This window comes from Pseudomonas sp. H3_D04 (assembly GCF_054669175.1).
In genome coordinates this window covers 2,897,192-2,917,255 of the sequence record NZ_CP162801.1, presented here as the reverse complement: position 1 = coordinate 2,917,255, position 20,064 = coordinate 2,897,192, and the positions used below count along the sequence as shown (strand labels likewise).

Sequence of the window (20,064 nt, the reverse complement as noted above, 5' to 3'; positions counted from 1 at the left end):
TTTCAAACCCTGGGTCAGCAAGGGGTGCACGCTAGCAATCCATCGGCTTCCAGACTTTATGAACATTGCTAATGATTGTTAAAAACTGCATGAGCGCCCGTCACCTGGCAGTGCGCGCGCCGGATCCCGCGAGCGTGTTAACATCGCCGCTTTTGCACGATTGACCCGTTGAGAGCTGAGCACTGATGGCCACCAGATCCGTTGTACTCGATACCGAAACCACCGGCATGCCGGTGACCGACGGCCACCGGATTATCGAAATCGGTTGTGTCGAGTTGATCGGTCGGCGCCTGACGGGCCGGCATTTCCACGTTTACCTGCAACCGGATCGCGAGAGTGACGAAGGCGCCATCGGCGTCCACGGCATTACCAACGAATTCCTGGTGGGCAAACCGCGGTTCACTGAAGTGGCCGATGAGTTTTTCGAATTCATCAAAGGCGCGCAGCTGATCATCCATAACGCGGCGTTCGACGTTGGCTTCATCAACAACGAATTCGCCCTGATGGGCCAGCACGACCGTGCGGACATCACGCAACACTGCTCGATCCTCGACACCCTGATGATGGCCCGGGAACGTCACCCGGGGCAGCGCAACAGCCTCGATGCGTTGTGCAAACGTTATGGCGTCGACAACTCCGGTCGTGAACTTCACGGCGCCTTGCTCGACTCCGAGATCCTCGCCGACGTTTACCTGACCATGACCGGCGGCCAGACCAGCCTGTCACTGGCCGGTAATGCGTCCGACGGCAACGGTTCCGGCGAAGGCGCTGACAACTCCGCCACCGAAATCCGCCGCTTGCCGGCCGACCGCCAGCCGACCCGGATCATCCCCGCCAGCGAAGATGACCTGGCCCGGCACGTGGCACGCCTGGAAGCCATCGCCAAGTCCGCCGGCGCCCCGTCGCTGTGGCAGCAGTTGGTCGAGGCCAAGGCGCAGGCTTGAGGCGAATCAGATGTAACAGGGCTTTTGTGGTGAGGGAGCTTCCTTGCCACAAGTAGTCCTGCTGAATGTTGGAGAGTTGATGGCCACATGATGGTGCACTCATTGACCCGCTTCAGGGCATCGTCGCTCGCCACATCCGCTTCAACCCTCTACCCTGAGCATATTGGCAGGCCACGGTCTGCAGCCTCAGGACACTGAGCCTCATGTATAAAGATTTGAAATTCCCGGTCTTGATCGTGCATCGCGACATCAAGGCCGACACCGTCGCCGGTGATCGCGTGCGTGGCATCGCCCGGGAACTGGAGCAGGAAGGCTTCAGCATCGTTTCGGCGGTGGACTACACCGAAGGGCGGCTGGTTGCTTCGACCCATCACGGCCTTTCCTGCATGTTGATCGCCGCCGAAGACGCCAGCGCCCACTCTCATTTGTTACACAATATGGCCGAGTTGATCGGCCTGGCGCGAGTGCGGGCGCCGGACTTGCCGATCTTTGCGCTGGGCGAACAGGTCACGCTGGAAAACGCCCCGGCCGATGCCATGGCCGAACTCAATCAACTGCGCGGCATTCTCTATCTGTTCGAAGACACCGTGCCCTTTCTGGCGCGGCAAGTGGCCCGGGCGGCCCGTAAATACCTGGATGGTTTGCTTCCGCCGTTTTTCAAGGCGCTGGTGCAACACACCGCCGATTCCAACTATTCCTGGCACACACCCGGCCATGGCGGTGGCGTGGCGTATCACAAAAGCCCGGTGGGGCAGGCGTTTCACCAGTTTTTCGGGGAAAACACCCTGCGTTCGGACTTGTCGGTGTCGGTGCCGGAACTGGGTTCCTTGCTCGATCACACCGGCCCGCTCGCTGAAGCGGAAGCCAGGGCTGCGCGCAATTTCGGCGCCGATCACACCTTTTTCGTGATCAATGGCACCTCGACCGCCAACAAGATCGTCTGGCATTCGATGGTCGCTCGCGATGACCTGGTGCTGGTGGACCGCAACTGCCACAAGTCGGTACTGCACTCGATCATCATGACCGGCGCGATTCCGTTGTACCTGTGCCCGGAACGCAATGAGCTGGGGATCATCGGACCGATTCCGCTGAGCGAGTTCAGCCGCGAATCGATTCAGGCAAAGATCGACGCCAGCCCGCTGACCCAGGGGCGTGAGCTCAAGGTCAAGTTGGCCGTGGTGACCAATTCGACCTACGATGGCCTTTGCTACAACGCCGAACTGATCAAGCAGAGCCTGGGCAACAGCGTCGAGGTCCTGCATTTCGACGAGGCGTGGTATGCCTACGCGGCGTTCCACGAGTTTTTCGCCGGTCGTTATGGCATGGGCACGTCCCGTAGCGAAGACAGCCCGCTGGTATTCACCACGCATTCCACACACAAACTGTTGGCCGCGTTCAGCCAGGCCTCGATGATTCATGTTCAGGACGGAGGTGCGCGGCAACTGGATCGCGATCGCTTCAATGAAGCGTTCATGATGCACATCTCGACGTCGCCGCAGTACAGCATCATCGCTTCGCTGGACGTGGCATCGGCGATGATGGAAGGCCCGGCCGGGCGTTCGCTGTTGCAGGAAATGTTCGACGAAGCCCTGAGTTTTCGCCGGGCGCTGGCCAATCTGCGCCAGCACATCGCTGCGGACGACTGGTGGTTTTCCATCTGGCAGCCACCGTCGGTGGAAGGCATCGAGCGCGTGGTCACCGAAGACTGGCTGCTGCAACTCGACGCCGACTGGCATGGCTTTGGTGGGGTGACTGACGATTACGTGTTGCTTGATCCGATCAAAGTCACCTTGGTGATGCCTGGCCTGACGGCGGGCGGTGCGCTGAGCGAACGCGGGATTCCGGCGGCGGTGGTCAGCAAGTTCCTTTGGGAGCGCGGGCTGGTGGTCGAGAAGACCGGCCTGTATTCATTCCTGGTGCTGTTCTCGATGGGGATTACCAAGGGTAAATGGAGCACGTTGCTGACCGAATTGTTGGAGTTCAAGCGCAGTTACGACGCCAATGTCAGTCTGGCGACGTGCCTGCCATGCGTGGCGCAACAGAATGTCGCGCGTTATCAGGGCATGGGTTTGCGGGATTTGTGCGATCAACTGCACGCCTGTTATCGCAGCAATGCTACGGCCAAACACCTCAAGCGCATGTACACCGTGTTGCCGGAAATCGCCATGAAGCCGGCTGACGCCTATGATCATTTGGTGCGGGGAGAGGTGGAGGCAGTGTCGATTGATGCCCTGGAAGGGCGAATTGCCGCGGTGATGCTGGTGCCGTACCCACCCGGCATCCCGCTGATCATGCCGGGGGAGCGGTTCACCGAGTCGACCCGGTCGATCATCGATTATCTGTCGTTTGCTCGCACGTTTGACAGCAGCTTCCCCGGGTTTGTCGTTGATGTGCACGGACTGCAACACGAAGACGAGGGCAATGGACGGCATTACACCGTCGATTGCATCAAGGAATGAGGACCTTTCCCAGCATGCAACCGATCATGAATCCCAAATACCCAGGTCTCTCGGTGCGTGTCGCCGATGAGGGGTTTGCGCCCTATATCTGGGGCAGCGATTTCAGTTTTGAAGTCGCGGCCTATGGCGCAGCTGAAATCGGCAAACCGGTGGAGCAGTGGCGGGTCACGCCGATCACCCCTTATCGAAAGTGCTACGGGATTGATCCCGAGGAGTTCAGCAGTTTTCGCGATGCCGCCGACAGTGCGGTGTTCATGGCCTATCTCGATGACGAGCCCGTCGGCCATCTGGTGGTCAGCACCAACTGGAACGGCTTTGCCCATATTGACGAGTTGGCCGTGCATGCGCCAGCGCGCCGTCACGGTGTGGCCAAGGCGTTGCTGGATGTGGCGCAGTTCTGGAGTCGCAAGAAGAAGTTGCCGGGCATCATGCTCGAAACCCAGAATAACAATCTGGGCGCCTGTCGACTCTATGAGCGCTGTGGTTTCGTGATAGGCGGGATCGATCATCTGCGTTATCGCGGCATCGACCCGAACACCGCCGAAGTCGCGCTGTTCTGGTATCGCCTGTTCGATAATCCGCTGGAAAACCCGCTCAGCTCGACAACATCGCCACGGCTTGTTCCGTGAGGATGTCCAGCAGCACCTGAACGGCGGGCATGGGCTCGCCGTTCTTCAGGGTCAGGGCATAGAGGCTGATCGGCACCGCAGGCGCCAAGGGGCAGGCATCCAGGCCGCTCGACTTGGCCCCAAGGGCGGTGAAGGGGTCGACAATCGCCAGGCCTTCGCCGGCCTCGACCATGCTGCGCATCATCTGATGAGTTTGCACCCGCGTCTGGATGACCGGGGCAGGGCGCAAGGCATGCAATTTGTTATCGAGCGCCGGGCTTAGCGGATCATGACCTTCCAGGCCAACCATCGACTGGCCGGCCAGGTCCTGCAACGAAATGTACTTCTGTTTCGGTTGCAGCCAGCCATGGGGCGCCAACAGCTGGAGCTTGCCTTGGGCAATCACTTGGCAATAGATGTCGGCGTGGTCGGGATCGTGCAGGCTCAGCCCCAGATCGCTTTCACGCAGCAGCAGGCTTCTGACGATCTCGCGGGTGGGTTGGCTCAGCAGGGTGCAAGCCGCATCGGGAAGGCGTCGGCGCAGGGCGGCGATGCTGTGGGGCAATAACTGCTGGGCCAGCGGCGGGGTGCAGATGATGCGCAGCGGGTGCGCCTGATACTGCTTGAGGCTGCTGGCCAGGTGCTGGACCGGTTCAAGCGCGTCATACACGCGGGCGATTTCAACCTGCAGCTCCCGCGCCTCGCGCGTCGCCTGCAAACGTCCACGCACGCTGGAAAACAGCATGAATCCCAACTGATCCTCGGCATCGCGCAAAATGCCTTCGACCTCGGCCACCGGCAACTGCAGCCATTCGGCGGCGGTGCCCAGATGACCGGTCTGCAAGAGCGCGTGGATCACTTCGATATGACGTAAACGCATGCGTGAAGTCCATGTTCAGCAGGTGAGGGAGTCAGTGACTGAATCCTAACTCAAGTGCGCGCATATGACTTCTGCTCATAACGCGGGGTTATGAGGCGGTGGTGATTTCCGGCCGGATGCCGACGTAAGTGTCGGGTTCGCGAACGATGGTGACATCCGACTGAATCAGCAGAAACTGGTTGTCATCGAGCTTCTTGACGCGATCGCCAATGGCCAGCTTATAGGTGGTGACAGGCTTCGTGTCGCCGAGGCCGTCTGCCGACGGGGTGGATTCCTGGAACTCATGCACGGAATAAACGCGGCCTTCCGCGTCTCTTGCATGGAACTGATCGACGAGTACTGCTGCCATCTGCTTAGAACCTCTGGAGATAAATCACTCAATTTGCGGTTCTGTAGACCGTGGTTAAGCGAAGTAAGTTTTCCTACAGGAAAAAAATAGTCAGGGGCGGTGAATTCAACAGCCCACTGGGTGAATCGTCATCTATAACTACAAGTCTTTCCCATCGAACAGTCGAGAATCTTCAATGAGCAACGTCTACACGATCGCCGTACTGGTCGGCAGCTTGAGAAAGGAATCAATCAACCGCAAGGTTGCGCTCGCCCTGGCCGACCTGGCGCCTGCCAATCTCAAGCTCACCATCGTCGAAATCGGCGATCTGGCGCTCTACAACGAAGACATTGACGGGACTTCACCGCCGGCAGCCTACAGCACTTTCCGACAACAAGTGAGTTCATCCGACGCAGTGCTGTTCGTCACCCCTGAATACAACCGCTCGGTGCCGGCACCGCTGAAGAATGCGATTGACGTGGGATCGCGTCCCTATGGCAAGAGCGCCTGGAGCGGCAAGCCAGGGGCGGTGATCAGCGTTTCGCCGGGGGCTGTCGGCGGGTTTGGGGCCAACCATCACTTGCGTCAGTCAATGGTGTTTCTGGACGTGCCGTGCATGCAGCAGCCGGAAGCCTATCTGGGGGGCGCAGGTTCGGCGTTCGATGAGTCGGGCAAATTGTCCGAATCGGTGAGGCCGTTCTTGCAGAATTTCATCAATGCGTATGGCAAATGGGTCGAGCAGCATAAGAAAGAGTGACCTGAACGCAACACATCCCCTGTAGCAGCTGCCAGGTTGTTCAGTCTTTGCTTTACTGCATATTCGGAATTCCATATATTCACGCCTCGTTTTTCCAGAGGCGTTTACCCGCATGCTTATAGCGTCGCTGATTTTCCTGCTGACCATCACCCTGGTGATCTGGCAACCCAAAGGCCTGGGGGTTGGCTGGAGTGCGACATTCGGCGCCGTGCTGGCGCTGATTTTCGGGGTGGTGCACCTGGCTGATATCCCGATTGTGTGGCAGATCATCTGGAACGCCACCGGCACCTTCGTGGCGCTGATCATCATCAGTCTGTTGCTGGATGAGGCGGGATTCTTTGCCTGGGCAGCCTTGCATGTGGCCCGGTGGGGAAAGGGCAGCGGGCGCAAACTCTTCGCTTATATGGTGCTGCTCGGGGCGCTGGTGTCGGCGTTGTTCGCCAATGACGGTGCGGCGCTGATTCTCACGCCTATCGTGATTTCCATGCTGCTGGCGCTGCGCTTTTCCCCGGCGGCGACGTTGGCATTCGTGATGGGCGCCGGGTTCATCGCCGATACCGCGAGCCTGCCGTTGGTGGTGTCGAACCTGGTGAACATCGTTTCGGCGGACTACTTCGATATCACCTTCAACCGCTATGCGGCGGTGATGATTCCGGTCAACTTCGTCAGCGTCTCCGCCACGCTGGCGATGCTGATGTGGTTTTTTCGTCGTGACATCCCCAAGGCTTACGACCCCGAGCAACTGGAACATCCGTCGACGGCGATCCATGACAAGGCGACGTTTTATGCCGGTTGGGCAGTGCTGGCCATCCTGTTGATCGGCTGCTTCGCCCTTGAGCCGCTGGGCATTCCGATCAGTGCCATTTCCGCTGTCTGTGCCGCGTTGCTGCTGGCCATCGCCGCCCGTGGCCACAAGATCTCCACGCGCAAGGTGATGAAAGAAGCGCCATGGCAGATCGTGATTTTCTCGTTGGGCATGTACCTGGTGGTCTATGGCCTGCGCAATGCCGGGCTCACCGGGTATCTGGCGGGGTGGCTGGACGGGTTCGCACAGTACGGCGTTTGGGGCGCGGCCATGGGCACGGGCGTGCTGACCGCGCTGTTGTCGTCGATGATGAACAACTTGCCGACGGTGTTGATTGGTTTGCTGTCGATCGATGCAAGCCAGGCCACGGGAGTGGTCAAGGAAGCGATGATTTATGCCAACGTCATTGGCAGCGACCTGGGGCCGAAAATCACGCCGATTGGCAGTCTGGCGACGTTGTTGTGGTTGCATGTGCTGCAACGCAAGAACATTCAGATCGGCTGGGGGTACTACTTCAAGGTCGGGGTGGTGTTGACGGTGCCGGTGTTGTTGGTGACGTTGGCGGCTTTGGCTTTGCGGTTATCCATTTAGAACGGGGTGGCTTCTTCGCGGGCAAGCCTCGCTCCTACAGGATTTATGAAGAATGCAAATTCAGCGAACGATACAAAACCTGTAGAAGCGAGGCTTGCCCGCGAAGAGGCCAACCCAGGCACTACAAGTCTCAACCACTGCCCGGCACATTCGGCCAAAGATCCGCCACCAGAAACAACCGTTCCGCTTCCTCCCAATCCCCATCCGCGTTCTCGATCAGGCGCACCATCAACTGCGCCGGGGCCAAAGGCTCCAGGTCACTGAGCCATGCGTCCAGCTGCCCGGTGTTCCAGGTCTGTTCCGCCGGGTAATACGCCGGCGCCAGCCACGCATGGCGGGGCAGGGGTTGCCAGCGGCCGAACGGGCGCTGCACGACAAAGTCCGCCCAGTCTTTCTGATGCAGCCAGCTGCCGCGCAGATGCTGTGGATGGGCACCGTGGGGGGGCTCGGCTTGTCCTGGCCACGGATACAGCAGATAACCGCCCAGCCACAGATGCGCGCTGAACTGCTGAATATCCAGCGCCGCCAGCACCTCGCGACTCTCGGGGCGGGCGGAAATCGGCAGTTGGTGTTGCGTCAGATGCGCCAGTTTGCGGTCCAGTCGATCATGACAACCTGGTCCGAGCCACTGCGCCGTGTCCTGTCCGTCACCATTCTGCGGCCCCAGATACAGCTTGATCGCCAGTTCCAGATGATGCACGCCGTCGCGGTCGCGCAGCAGCATGTCCAGCTCGCCCAAGGTGTGGCCTTCGCGGCGGATCGGCATGTTGGCGGCAATCAACTCGATACCCGGCGCATGGCGCACGGCGTATTGCCACAAGCGTTCGTAATACAGGCCCAGTCGCCGGGTCCTGGCCTGCGCCAGCCAGTGCAGCAAGTCGTAACTGTCGCGGTCGAGTTGCTTCAGCCAGCGCTCCAGCTGCTCAGGTGCCTGCACCCAGTCGCTGCCGGCCAGCGGATGGCGTTGCGGCCACGGAGTGGTGTCGAGCATCGGCGGCGCGAGGATGACCCAGGCAAGGTCGCGCACCTCGGGGTGGCGCAACTGGTGGGGTAACTGGAGCAAATCGGGAAATAGGATCATCTTGCGAGCATAGCCCTAAACATGAGTACACCCTTGTGGCTGAAAGGATTTTGTCTATCCCGCGCTTTCGCCCATAATCGTGTTTTTCACCGTCGCGCAGGAACCCCATGGAGCAATTTCGTAATATCGGCATCATCGGTCGCCTGGGCAGTTCGCAGGTGCTGGATACCGTCCGCCGACTGAAACGGTTTCTGCTTGATCGTCACCTGCACGTGATTCTCGAAGACACCATCGCCGAAGTCCTGCCCGGTCATGGCCTGCAAACCTCGTCTCGCAAGATGCTCGGCGAAGTCTGTGACATGGTGATTGTGGTCGGCGGTGACGGCAGCCTGCTTGGCGCCGCGCGTGCCTTGGCCCGACACAATATTCCGGTGCTCGGCATCAACCGGGGCAGCCTCGGTTTCCTGACCGACATTCGCCCGGATGAACTGGAAGTCAAAGTCGCCGAAGTGCTCGATGGCCATTACCTGGTGGAAAACCGCTTCCTGCTGCAAGCCGAAGTCCGGCGCCATGCCGAGGCCATCGGCCAGGGCGATGCGCTGAACGACGTGGTCCTGCACCCGGGCAAATCGACGCGGATGATCGAATTCGAGTTGTACATCGACGGCCAGTTCGTCTGCAGCCAGAAGGCCGACGGCCTGATCGTCGCAACGCCCACCGGTTCGACCGCCTATGCGCTGTCGGCGGGCGGGCCGATCATGCACCCCAAGCTCGACGCTATTGTGATTGTGCCGATGTACCCCCATACCTTGTCGGGCAGGCCAATTGTGGTCGATGGCAACAGTGAGCTGAAAATCGTCGTGTCCAAAGATATGCAGATTTACCCGCAAGTCTCCTGTGACGGGCAGAACCATTTCACCTGCGCGCCGGGCGACACCATCACCATCAGCAAAAAAGCCCAGAAACTGCGGCTGATCCACCCGCTCGACCACAACTACTATGAGGTCTGCCGGACCAAGCTTGGCTGGGGCAGCCGGTTGGGTGGTGGAGGCGACTGATGCTCGATCCCGCGCGTAGCTACGACCTTATCGGTGACGTGCACGGTTGCGCTCTGACCCTTGAGCACTTGCTCGACCGGCTCGGTTATCACAAACAAGGTGGCGTCTGGCGGCATCCATCGCGCATGGCGGTGTTCGTCGGCGACATCATCGACCGCGGCCCGCGGATTCGCGAGGCGCTGCATATCGTCCACGACATGGTCGAGGCCGGTCAGGCGCTGTGCATCATGGGCAACCATGAATTCAACGCCCTCGGCTGGGCCACGCCGGCGCCGCCAGGCAGCGGCAAGCAGTTCGTGCGCGAACACACGCCACGCCATGCGCGCCTGCTCGGTGAAACCCTGACGCAATTTGAACATCACCCCGGCGACTGGCATGACTTCCAGCAATGGTTTTACGAACTGCCATTGTTTGTGGATGCCGGGCGTTTCCGCGTGGTGCACGCCTGCTGGGATGCCGGCCTGATCGAGCCGCTGCGCGCGCTGTTCCCCGATGGCTGCGTTGACGAACATTTCCTCCAGGCCTCGGCCGTGCCGGGCAGTTTCGCCTGCACAGTGTTCGATCGTTTGCTGCGCGGGACCGACATGCGCCTGCCCCACGGGCTGACCATGACCAGCGGCGATGGCCTGACGCGTTCGTTCTTCCGCACCAAATTCTGGGAAGACGACCCGCAAACCTATGGAGACATTGTGTTCCAGCCCGACGCCTTGCCCGAACCCGTGGCCCAGACGCCCCTGTCGTCCACCGAAAAAAATACCCTGCTGCGTTACGGCGTCGATGAGCCGCTGTTGTTCGTTGGCCATTACTGGCGCAGCGGCAAACCGGCGCCGATCCGTCCGAACCTGGCCTGCCTGGATTACAGCGCGGTGCTCTACGGCAAACTGGTCGCCTATCGCCTGGATCAGGAAACCCGCCTCGACCCGCACAAGTTTGTCTGGGTCGATGTCGAGCGGCCGGAGGTGTTGCGATGACTACCGTTGCTGTTTTACGCCTGCCGCTGGCCGTGGATTTGAGCGGGTTCGTCAAACTGCTGCAACGCATGCAGGTGCCGCATCGGGTCAGCGAAGAGTCCGGTGAACAGGTGCTGTGGGTGCCGGCCAATATCAGCGAAGACGTCCGTTCCTTATATGAACGTTTCCCGGCGGGCGACCCTGATCAGCAGCTGGACATTCCGGTCGCGCAAACCACCAGGCGGCCTGGTTTCGTCGAGCAGCTGCGTCATGCCAAGGCAACCGGCTTGGTGTTGCTGCTGAGCCTGATCGTCGGTGCGGTGACGCTGCTGGGGGAAAACCTCGACACGCTGCGTTGGCTGACCTTCCTCGATTTTCGTATCGTTGGCGAGTACATCCATTTTGTGCCCTTGGCCGACAGCCTGGCGGCGGGGCAGTGGTGGCGTCTGGTGACGCCGATGCTGATCCACTTCGGCATCCTGCACCTGGCCATGAACGGCATGTGGTATTGGGAGCTGGGGCGGCGCATCGAGTCGCGTCAGGGCAGCATCAACCTGATCGGCTTGACCTTGCTTTTCAGCCTGGTGTCGAACTACGCCCAGTTTGTTTTCAGTGGCCCGACCCTGTTCGGCGGGTTGTCCGGGGTGCTTTACGGCCTGCTCGGGCATTGCTGGATTTTCCAGATATTGTCGCCGAACCCGGCATATCGCCTGCCGCGCGGTGTGCTGGTGATGATGCTGGTGTGGCTGGTGCTGTGCCTGTCGGGCCTGGTCTCGATGATCGGTTTCGGTGAAATCGCCAACGCAGCCCATGTCAGCGGGTTGCTCGTCGGATGCTTGACCGGTTTGTTGGGCGGTTTGTACAACCGCCGTAAACTGGCCGTCTAATCAGTTATGTATTAAAGAGCGGAGCCCTTGATGTCCTCTTTTAACGAAATGATTCAAAACATCACCCCCGATATCTACCAGAGCCTGAAGCTGGCGGTGGAGATCGGCAAATGGTCCGACGGTGGCAAACTCACCGCCGAACAACGTGAATTGTCGCTGCAAGCGATGATCGCCTGGGAAATCCAGAACCTGCCCGAGGAAGAGCGTACCGGCTACATGGGCCCGCAGGAATGCAGCTCGAAGTCGATCAGCGTGCCGAACATCCTGTTCAAGTCGGATGCCATCCATTGATTGAGATTGGCCGTGGTGCAATCAGCAAAATGTCGGCGCGCCTTGACGGGCCGAACGTGCAGTACGCGTTTCGTCTGGATGACGTCGAGGTGCCGGTCAATCCCTTGATCGGCAGCACGGTGCGTCTGGAATATCTGGGGGCGATTCATTGCACCCATTGCGGGCGCAAGACCAAAACCAGTTTCAGCCAGGGGTATTGCTACCCGTGCATGACCAAACTGGCGCAGTGCGACCTCTGCATCATGAGCCCGGAGCGTTGCCACTACGACGCTGGCACCTGCCGTGAGCCGGAGTGGGGCGAGAAGTTCTGCATGACCGATCACATTGTGTATCTGTCGAATTCGTCCGGGGTGAAAGTCGGGATTACCCGCGCCACCCAGCTGCCGACTCGCTGGATCGACCAGGGCGCCCGTCAGGCGTTGCCGATCATGCGCGTTTCGACCCGCCAGCAATCGGGGTTTGTCGAGGACCTGTTCCGCAGTCAGGTGGCAGACAAGACCAACTGGCGTGCTTTACTCAAGGGCGACGCGGTGTCGGTGAACCTGGCCGAGGTTCGCGATCAGTTGTTCGACAGCTGCGCCGAAGGGTTGCAAGGTTTGCAGGAACGATTCGGCCTACAAGCAATCCAGACCATTGCCGACGTAGAAACCCTCGAAATCCGCTATCCGGTCGAGCAATACCCGGCCAAAATCGTCAGCTTCAACCTGGACAAGAATCCGATTGCCGAAGGCACGTTGTTGGGGATCAAGGGCCAATACCTGATTTTCGACACCGGCGTCATCAATATTCGTAAATACACGGCTTATCAGCTCGCCGTGCATCAGTAAGGACTCCAGCATGCGCACCGAACAACCGAAGATGATCTATTTGAAAGACTATCAGGCGCCCGAGTACCTGATCGACGAGACGCACCTGACCTTCGAGTTGTTCGAGGACCACAGCCTGGTCCATGCGCAACTGGTGATGCGCCGCAATCCCGAGCGCGGCCCGGGCCTGCCGCCGCTGGTGCTGGACGGCCAGCAACTCGAGCTGCTGTCGGTCACCGTGGCTGACCGCGAGCTGAGCGACGCTGATTATCAGCTGACGGAAAACCACCTGACCCTGCACCCGACCAGCACCACCTTCACGGTCGATACCAGCGTCAAGATCCACCCGGAAACCAACACCGCCCTGGAAGGTTTGTATAAATCCGGCACGATGTTCTGCACCCAGTGCGAGGCCGAAGGCTTCCGCAAGATCACCTATTACCTCGACCGCCCGGACGTGATGAGCACGTTCACCACCACGGTCATTGCCGAGCAGCATAGCTATCCGGTGTTGCTGTCCAACGGCAATCCGATTGCCTCCGGTCCCGGCGAAGACGGCCGGCACTGGGCGACCTGGGAAGACCCGTTCAAGAAACCGGCGTACCTGTTCGCGCTGGTGGCCGGTGACTTGTGGTGCGTCGAAGACAGCTTCACCACCATGAGCGAACGCTCGGTGGCGCTGCGCATTTACGTCGAGCCGGAAAACATCGACAAGTGCCAGCACGCCATGAACAGCCTGAAAAAGTCGATGCGCTGGGACGAAGAGGTCTACGGTCGCGAGTACGATCTGGACATCTTCATGATCGTCGCGGTCAACGACTTCAACATGGGCGCCATGGAGAACAAGGGTCTCAACATCTTCAACTCCAGCGCCGTGCTGGCCCGCGCCGAAACCGCCACCGATGCCGCGCACCAGCGTGTCGAGGCGATCGTCGCGCACGAGTACTTCCACAACTGGTCGGGCAACCGCGTGACCTGCCGCGACTGGTTCCAGTTGTCGCTCAAGGAAGGCTTCACCGTGTTCCGTGATTCGGGCTTCTCCGCCGACATGAACTCGGCCACCGTGAAACGCATCCAGGACGTGGCTTACCTGCGTACTCACCAGTTCGCTGAAGACGCAGGTCCCATGGCTCACGCCGTGCGCCCGGACAGCTTCATCGAGATTTCCAATTTCTATACCCTGACCGTGTACGAAAAGGGTTCGGAAGTGGTCGGCATGATCCACACCTTGCTCGGCGCCGAAGGCTTCCGCAAAGGCAGCGACCTGTATTTCGAACGCCATGACGGCCAGGCCGTGACCTGCGACGACTTCATCAAAGCCATGGAAGATGCCAACGGTGTCGACCTGACCCAGTTCAAGCGCTGGTACAGCCAGGCCGGTACCCCGCGTCTGGCGGTGAGCGAGTCCTACGACGCCGCCGCGAAAACCTACAGCCTGACTTTCCGCCAAAGCTGCCCGGCGACCCCGGACAAGGTGGAAAAACTGCCGTTCGTGATCCCTGTGGAATTGGGCCTGCTTGACTCGAAAGGGGCGGCCATTGCGTTGCGTCTTTCTGGTGAAGCCCAGACGCAGGGTACTTCGCGGGTGATCTCGGTGACCGAAGCGGAGCAGACCTTCACCTTCGTCGACATCGCTGAACAGCCACTGCCTTCCTTGCTGCGCGGCTTCTCGGCGCCGGTGAAACTGAGCTTTCCGTACAACCGCGATCAACTGATGTTCCTGATGCAGCACGACAGCGACGGTTTCAACCGCTGGGATGCCGGTCAGCAATTGTCGGTTCAGGTGCTGCAAGAGCTGATCGCTCAGCAGCAAAAGGGCGAAGCACTGGTGCTGGATCAACGTCTGGTTTCTGCTCTGCGCACCGTGCTGTCCGACGAGACGCTGGACCAGGCGATGGTTGCGGAAATGCTCTCGCTGCCGGGTGAGGCGTACCTGACCGAAATCAGCGACGTGGCTGACGTCGACGCCATCCATATCGCTCGCGAGTTTGCCCGCAAGCAATTGGCTGAAGGTTTGTTCGAGGCGCTGTGGTTGCGTTATCAGGCAAACCGCGATCTGTCGAAGAAAACCCCGTATGTGGCCGAGGCCGAGCATTTCGCCCGTCGTGCCTTGCAGAATATCGCGCTGTCGTACCTGATGCTCAGCGGCAAGCCGGAAGTGTTGGCGGCGACGCTGGAACAATTCGAGACCAGCGACAACATGACCGAACGCCTGACCGCGCTGGCGGTGTTGGTCAATTCGCCGTTTGAAGAGCAGAAGGCCTTGGCGCTGGCGAGTTTTGCCGAGCACTTCAAGGACAATCCGCTGGTCATGGATCAGTGGTTCAGTGTCCAGGCGGGCAGCACGTTGCCCGGTGGTCTGGAACGTGTTCGTCAGTTGATGGAGCACCCGGCGTTCAACATCAAGAACCCGAACAAGGTGCGGGCGCTGGTCGGCGCGTTTGCCGGGCAGAACCTGATCAACTTCCATGCGGCGGACGGTTCCGGGTATCGCTTCCTGGCGGATCTGGTGATCGAGTTGAATGGCTTCAACCCGCAGATCGCTTCCCGCCAGTTGGCGCCGCTGACTCGCTGGCGCAAATACGACGACGCCCGTCAGGCGTTGATGAAAGGCGAGCTGGAGCGGATTCGTGCTTCGGGTCAGCTGTCCAGCGATGTGTTTGAAGTGGTCAGCAAAAGCCTGGCTTGATATTGATGCCGCGGTCTGCCTGGCAGACCGCGGTGCTTGTTTCATCGAATCGCCCCACGGTACAAGCCCACTCGATTTCCCAGGTGGTTTTTTGATGCGCTCCTTCGGCGCTCGGAAACTGGCGAAAAAAACGATGATTGCCTACAGTTTCCTCTGAGATCGCAATACCAAAGACCTCGTCTTTGTTCAGGTTGTCGTGCGAGCATTCGCGCAGGAAGTCAAAACTCGGATGAGTCACAGTCGCGCCTTGCGCGCAGTCGAGTGTTTGAGGACCCAGGCCATGACAGCCTCGCAAGCCCTTCCGGAAAGCGAAAATCCAGAGCCCCACAGCGCCGCCAAAAATCTGCAGGCGGCACTAGATGCCGAGGCGCTCGCAATGTCGAAAAACCCACAGTCGGCCTTCCATGGCAAAACAGGGAATGGAAGACATCTGCGCGAGACGTCCCAGACGGTTGGCCTGGCCTTTTCCGGTGGTGGTATACGCAGTGCGACGTTTTGCCTGGGCGTGCTCCAGGCATTAGCGAGCCGCAAACGGCTGGCCTCGTTCGACTACCTGTCAACAGTCTCTGGCGGTGGCTACATCGGCAGCTGGCTGAGCGCCTGGATTCATCGTAAAGGCTTGGCCGAAGTTCAGGAAAGCCTGGCGCAGGCCGACAACGTCAACACCTCGACGGCCCCTGCATCGTCTGAGCCTGCCGAGATTGTCTGGTTGAGGCGATACAGCAACTACCTGACACCTCGGGTAGGCATGTTCTCGATGGATACGCTGACATTGCTTGCCACCTGGATGCGCAATGTCCTGCTCAATCTGATCATCCTGCTGGCTTTTTTCGCATTGTTGTTCACATTGCCTTACGGCCTTCTTCGCGGCTATGACGCACTGGCCACTTACGGACATATTTCGGGTTATGCGGCGGCCTGGGGCGGATTGTTTTTCACGTTCTGCATCGGCTACAACCTCTGGCACCAGGGGTTGCGAATCAAACGCGAGCGAAACGGTTTGATCTCCGTACCCGGCGTGATTCTGACAGTGATTGTCCCCGGGGTTTTCTCGGTGGTGTTTGCGGTTATCTGGTGGATTGACTCCCAGCCAGGCTGGGATACGGCATTTGCCAACGTGTGTTATCTGGCAGGTCTGCTGCTGGCCTTGCAATTGGTCTGGGTGTTGGCTGAGTTGGCTGAGCGTAAACCCTGGAAACAGCTTCTCTGCGACACCATCGTGCAGTGCCTCGCAGGTGCTGTGGCGCTGATTTGTGGCGTATTGGTCATCGCTGCAGCCAGTTACCTGTTGCCGGTCAGCAGAGTCGATACGCTTGAGTACAAAATCGTCTTGCTGTGTCTGGCCGTTCCGGTTTTTCTCGCGGCGCTGGGCGTCACCACAACTGTCTATACCGGCATGGTCGGACGCGCTTACTACGAGCGCAGCCGAGAGTGGTGGAGTCGTCTGAACGCCTGGCTGATGACGATCGCCTTCGGTTGGGCGATCTGGTGCCTGTTGACGTTTTTCTCGTTACCGTTGCAGGAATGGCTGCAAAGTCACATGGGCAACTGGATCAGCCTGTTGGGCACCGGCTGGATTGGCTCACTGCTGGCGTCGATGTTTCTGCGCAAGCCGGAATCGGCTTCGGTAAAGAAACAGATACGCATTGAGCATTACTTGAATATCGCCTCGGCGGTGTTTGTCGTCGGCCTGGTATTTGTTGCTGCAGCGGCGACACAGAAAGCGTTGCTGGCGATTGCCGACCGGACTCCGGCACCCGTTTTCGATAAAGATTATCTACCTGCGTTCTGGGCGATATTCCAAGGCAAGATGCCGTCCATTGGTGCCTTGACCGTTAATAACCCGGACACGTGGGGCATTCCGGTTTTTCTGGTGGCTATCGTTGTTCTGGTGGGGGTGACCCTTCTGTTTGCCTGGCGGGTCGACATCAACAAATTCTCCCTGCACAACATGTACAAGAATCGCCTGGTCAGGTGCTACCTGGGTGCGAGTAATCAGCAGGGCCGCAATGAACAACCCTTTGTGGGCCTGGACGATGACGATGACCTTTCCCTGCACCTGTTGAACAGAAAAAGCGGTGATGAGCGGGTGCCGCAGCTTCCCCTCCAGATCATCAATACCACCCTGAACATTACCCAGGGGGCAGACCTGGCCTGGCAGGAGAGAAAAGCGGCCTCTTTCGCGTTCACACCGTTGTTTTGCGGTTACTCGTTGGAGCGTACGCAAGGGGATACAACGTCCTTGCGCGTCACTGATTCTTCAAAACAGCCAGATCCGGCCTATCGCCCGACCGATGTTTATGCCGCACTGGATCTGGAGGAACAGGGCTTTACGCTGGGGATGGCACTGGCCACCTCCGGCGCGGCCGTCAGCCCGAACATGGGGCGTGCCAGCATGCCGATGCTGGCTTTCGTCCTGACGCTGTTCAACATTCGTCTGGGTCGCTGGAGTCCAAATCCGGCGCAATCGCAGTGGGGCTCGCCGAGCCCTCGATTCGGCTTGCTGGCGCTGTTGTATGAATTATTGGGCTTGAGCGATGAGCGCAGCCGTTACGTTTATCTTTCTGACGGCGGCCATTTCGATAACCTGGGGCTCTACGAACTGGTGCGACGGCGCTGTGCCGTGATCATAGCGGTCGACGCCAGTGCCGATGAGCAGCGCGAGATGACCGACCTGGCAGACACCATCCGCAAGTGCCGGGTCGATCTGGGGGTTGATATTCGTTTCAACCAATTGAACAACTTTCGCGGAGATGCCAATGCACTGTGTACGCAGGGCTACCTTATTGGTGAAGTACATTACGATGCGCAGAATGTTGGCAAGCTCGTGCTCATCAAGCCCAGCTTGGCCTCACTGCGTAATGAACCGGCAGATGTTCTGAACTACGCGATACAAAACCCGACCTTTCCGCACCAGACCACGGCTGATCAGTTTTTTGATGAAAGTCAGTTTGAAAGTTTCCGGCGGCTGGGGAAGCTGATCGGCGAACAATGCTTTGACGACCCCTTGGTCAAGCAACTGCTGCGTGTCCGCAAGCCCGCACCGCCGCCAGTGCCGGCTAAAGCAATAACGGAGGGACGAAGCCATTTCACTGACTTCATCGGTTGGCTCCTCAAGCGTGCGCCTAGCCTGAGACCCTCTCGAGATGGGTCGCTGGTTGACCTGTTTCTTGAAATGCTGGCGGTAACGCTGATAACCGCTGGGATATTCTTCGTGTTGGATCGGACGCTGTTCAACGTCTCCAGCCAGTTCTGTTTCAGACTGGCGGATTGTATGGGCGTTGCACAACAGCAGTTCAATAGCGTGCCGTCGCCTGGGCAGAGTACCGCTGGAGAATGGCGGGTCGCGCTGGATAATCTGTTTGTGCTCCTCTATCTCAGCGTCTTTTTGCTCGGTTACAAGGTCGGTTGCGGGAAACACTGGAAAGTGTGGTTGCTGGCAGTTGTTCCGCTGGTTACCGCGTTGAGCGACTATGCTGAAAACTTCATGATACTGAGCTGGCTCAATGGTCATGCATCAGTGGATCAGATCGGGGCACTGGCCATGCTGACCTGGATGAAGTTTTGCGGATTTGCACTCAGTGTCATTTTGCTGGTAACGCTGGCCCCAGCGATCAAGCGCGTGTTCATCAAGCGCTGGTTCGGCTAGGCACGATGACCGGGCGGGATGATGCACGGACCATCATCCCCTCGAATACGCCTCCATTCACCCTCAACCGTTATCCCCCAGTTAACAAAACATAACGTGGCGTCGATTGTCAGACCTTTCCAAACCCCGATAGGATAAGCCAGCTTCCGAAGGGGCTCTAGATTGCGCATTTCAGGACTATGCTCCAGAACAGGCAATCCCGATGAGCACCCCTTACGGCGCCCTGAAAGGTTGAACGACCTAACAATAATAATGGGGGAAGGTCTATGAGTGAGCCTGTCATGGGTGTGGGTATCTGCCGCCCGCCGGCATTACGCAAGTTCGCGTTGCTGGCCACAGCGCTCTCGCTGTTGGGTTGTGCCGTGCTGTCGGCACCTGCGGTGGCCGCTGCGGCGCCAGCGTCCGACACTGTTTATGCCGTTGAATCTGCCAAAGCCAGCAAGAGCCTGATGCTCGACGTCGTGCACGTCGGCAAGCGCCTGGTGGCTGTTGGTGATCGCGGGCACATTCTGTATTCCGATGACCAAGGTGCAACCTGGACCCAGGCCAAAGTGCCGACCCGGCAATTGTTGACGTCGGTGTTTTTCGCCGATGACCAACACGGCTGGGCCGTCGGCCATGACGCTCAGATCCTCGCCAGCGAGGACGGTGGCGCCACCTGGACCAAGCAATTCGAAGATTTGAAACGCGAATCGCCGCTGCTCGACGTCTGGTTCCAGGACGTCAACAGCGGCTTTGCCGTGGGCGCCTACGGTGCGTTGCTGACCACCACCGACGGTGGCAAGCACTGGGAAGATGCCAGTGATCGCCTCGACAACGAAGACCAGTACCACCTCAACGGCATTGCGGCGGTCAAGGATGCCGGGCTGTTCATCGTCGGCGAGCAGGGCAGCATGTTCCGCTCCGCCGACTGGGGCCAGACCTGGGAAAAACTGGAAGGTCCATACGAAGGTTCGCTGTTCGGCGTGATCGGCACCGCTCAGGCCAACACACTGCTGGCCTACGGATTGCGGGGCAATCTGTTCCGCTCGACCGATTTCGGCACGACCTGGGAACCGGTCGAACTCAAGGCTGCTCGCGGTGCGCTGGAGTTCGGTCTGTCCGGCGCGACGCTGCTCGACGACGGCTCCATTGTCATCGTCGGCAACGGCGGCTCGGTGATCCGCAGCAACGATAACGGCGAAACCTTCAGCGTGTTCAACCGCCCGGATCGCATTTCCGTTTCGGCGGTGACCGCAGCAGGCAACGGCAATCTGATTCTGGCAGGACAGGGTGGCGTTCGCGTCACCACGCCAACCGGCGCAGAGAATGGCAAAAACGGGTCGTCCAAATGAGCCGGGC

The 20,064-nt window shown here is 59.3% G+C and carries 17 protein-coding genes; 13 read left to right on the top strand and 4 right to left on the bottom strand.

All coding sequences use genetic code 11. The features are described 5' to 3' along the window. Positions 1-185 precede the first annotated feature (185 nt). The 3 genes from dnaQ (at position 186) to AB4N91_RS13395 (ending at position 4,032) form a co-directional block, all read left to right on the top strand. Positions 186-944: a DNA polymerase III subunit epsilon gene (gene dnaQ / locus AB4N91_RS13405; RefSeq protein ID WP_010459800.1), complete on the top strand. Its 759-nt coding sequence runs from the start codon at positions 186-188 to the stop codon at positions 942-944. A 203-nt stretch (positions 945-1,147) separates the two neighbouring features. Then, positions 1,148-3,403, top strand: coding sequence for an Orn/Lys/Arg family decarboxylase (locus tag AB4N91_RS13400; protein ID WP_460112547.1), 2,256 nt, complete (start codon positions 1,148-1,150; stop codon positions 3,401-3,403). Between the two features lie 14 nt (positions 3,404-3,417). Further along, on the top strand, positions 3,418-4,032 hold the full coding sequence (locus tag AB4N91_RS13395; protein ID WP_010459805.1) for a GNAT family N-acetyltransferase: 615 nt from the start codon (positions 3,418-3,420) through the stop codon (positions 4,030-4,032). Here AB4N91_RS13395 and AB4N91_RS13390 read toward each other — a convergent pair. Both AB4N91_RS13390 and AB4N91_RS13385 read right to left on the bottom strand, forming a co-directional pair. Beyond that, positions 3,998-4,891, bottom strand: coding sequence for a LysR substrate-binding domain-containing protein (locus AB4N91_RS13390; RefSeq protein WP_460112546.1), 894 nt, complete (start codon positions 4,889-4,891; stop codon positions 3,998-4,000). The genes AB4N91_RS13395 and AB4N91_RS13390 overlap by 35 nt on opposite strands. A gap of 88 nt (positions 4,892-4,979) precedes the next feature. After that, positions 4,980-5,240 carry a hypothetical protein gene (locus AB4N91_RS13385; protein WP_010459809.1) on the bottom strand — a complete coding sequence of 87 codons (261 nt, stop codon included), beginning with the start codon at positions 5,238-5,240 and terminating at the stop codon, positions 4,980-4,982. A 175-nt stretch (positions 5,241-5,415) separates the two neighbouring features. Here AB4N91_RS13385 and AB4N91_RS13380 point away from each other — a divergent pair, with 175 nt between their 5' ends. Next, positions 5,416-5,976: an NADPH-dependent FMN reductase gene (locus AB4N91_RS13380; protein ID WP_154911789.1), complete on the top strand. Its 561-nt coding sequence runs from the start codon at positions 5,416-5,418 to the stop codon at positions 5,974-5,976. 112 nt (positions 5,977-6,088) lie between these two features. Next, a complete protein-coding gene (locus AB4N91_RS13375) occupies positions 6,089-7,372 on the top strand; it encodes an arsenic transporter (RefSeq protein ID WP_154911788.1) in 1,284 nt (427 codons plus the stop codon). A 130-nt stretch (positions 7,373-7,502) separates the two neighbouring features. On the opposite strand, the gene AB4N91_RS13370 is transcribed toward AB4N91_RS13375, so the two are convergent. Then, positions 7,503-8,453, bottom strand: a complete 951-nt coding sequence (locus AB4N91_RS13370) for a DUF1853 family protein (protein WP_154911787.1) — start codon at positions 8,451-8,453, stop codon at positions 7,503-7,505. A 107-nt stretch (positions 8,454-8,560) separates the two neighbouring features. Between AB4N91_RS13370 and AB4N91_RS13365 the strand changes: the two genes are divergently transcribed. From AB4N91_RS13365 to pepN, 6 genes are read left to right on the top strand one after another with little or no spacing between them, the layout of a single operon-like run. Then, complete coding sequence (locus AB4N91_RS13365) at positions 8,561-9,451, top strand: NAD(+) kinase (protein ID WP_010459816.1); 891 nt, start codon at positions 8,561-8,563, stop codon at positions 9,449-9,451. Next, positions 9,448-10,422 (top strand): metallophosphoesterase, encoded by a 975-nt coding sequence (locus AB4N91_RS13360; RefSeq protein WP_370654424.1) that lies wholly within the window; start codon positions 9,448-9,450, stop codon positions 10,420-10,422. The genes AB4N91_RS13365 and AB4N91_RS13360 overlap by 4 nt, the downstream gene beginning before the upstream one ends. After that, on the top strand, positions 10,419-11,288 hold the full coding sequence (locus AB4N91_RS13355; RefSeq protein ID WP_077749648.1) for a rhomboid family intramembrane serine protease: 870 nt from the start codon (positions 10,419-10,421) through the stop codon (positions 11,286-11,288). Before AB4N91_RS13360 ends, AB4N91_RS13355 begins: the two co-directional genes overlap by 4 nt. Positions 11,289-11,318: 30 nt before the next feature. Beyond that, positions 11,319-11,579 (top strand): YeaC family protein, encoded by a 261-nt coding sequence (locus tag AB4N91_RS13350; protein WP_010459822.1) that lies wholly within the window; start codon positions 11,319-11,321, stop codon positions 11,577-11,579. Further along, entirely contained in the window at positions 11,576-12,406 is an 831-nt protein-coding gene (locus AB4N91_RS13345) for a DUF2797 domain-containing protein (RefSeq protein ID WP_042932108.1), read from the top strand. Before AB4N91_RS13350 ends, AB4N91_RS13345 begins: the two co-directional genes overlap by 4 nt. Before the next feature lie 10 nt (positions 12,407-12,416). Then, positions 12,417-15,074 (top strand): aminopeptidase N, encoded by a 2,658-nt coding sequence (gene pepN, locus AB4N91_RS13340; RefSeq protein WP_154911786.1) that lies wholly within the window; start codon positions 12,417-12,419, stop codon positions 15,072-15,074. On the opposite strand, the gene AB4N91_RS13335 is transcribed toward pepN, so the two are convergent. Next, positions 15,055-15,312, bottom strand: coding sequence for a hypothetical protein (locus tag AB4N91_RS13335; protein WP_102594394.1), 258 nt, complete (start codon positions 15,310-15,312; stop codon positions 15,055-15,057). The two genes, pepN and AB4N91_RS13335, sit on opposite strands and share 20 nt — an antisense overlap. Positions 15,313-15,354: 42 nt before the next feature. Between AB4N91_RS13335 and AB4N91_RS13330 the strand changes: the two genes are divergently transcribed. Both AB4N91_RS13330 and AB4N91_RS13325 read left to right on the top strand, forming a co-directional pair. Next, positions 15,355-18,723 carry a patatin-like phospholipase family protein gene (locus AB4N91_RS13330; RefSeq protein WP_191650598.1) on the top strand — a complete coding sequence of 1,123 codons (3,369 nt, stop codon included), beginning with the start codon at positions 15,355-15,357 and terminating at the stop codon, positions 18,721-18,723. Between the two features lie 266 nt (positions 18,724-18,989). Then, positions 18,990-20,057, top strand: coding sequence for a WD40/YVTN/BNR-like repeat-containing protein (locus AB4N91_RS13325; protein ID WP_077749650.1), 1,068 nt, complete (start codon positions 18,990-18,992; stop codon positions 20,055-20,057). The last annotated feature ends 7 nt before the right edge of the window (positions 20,058-20,064 follow it).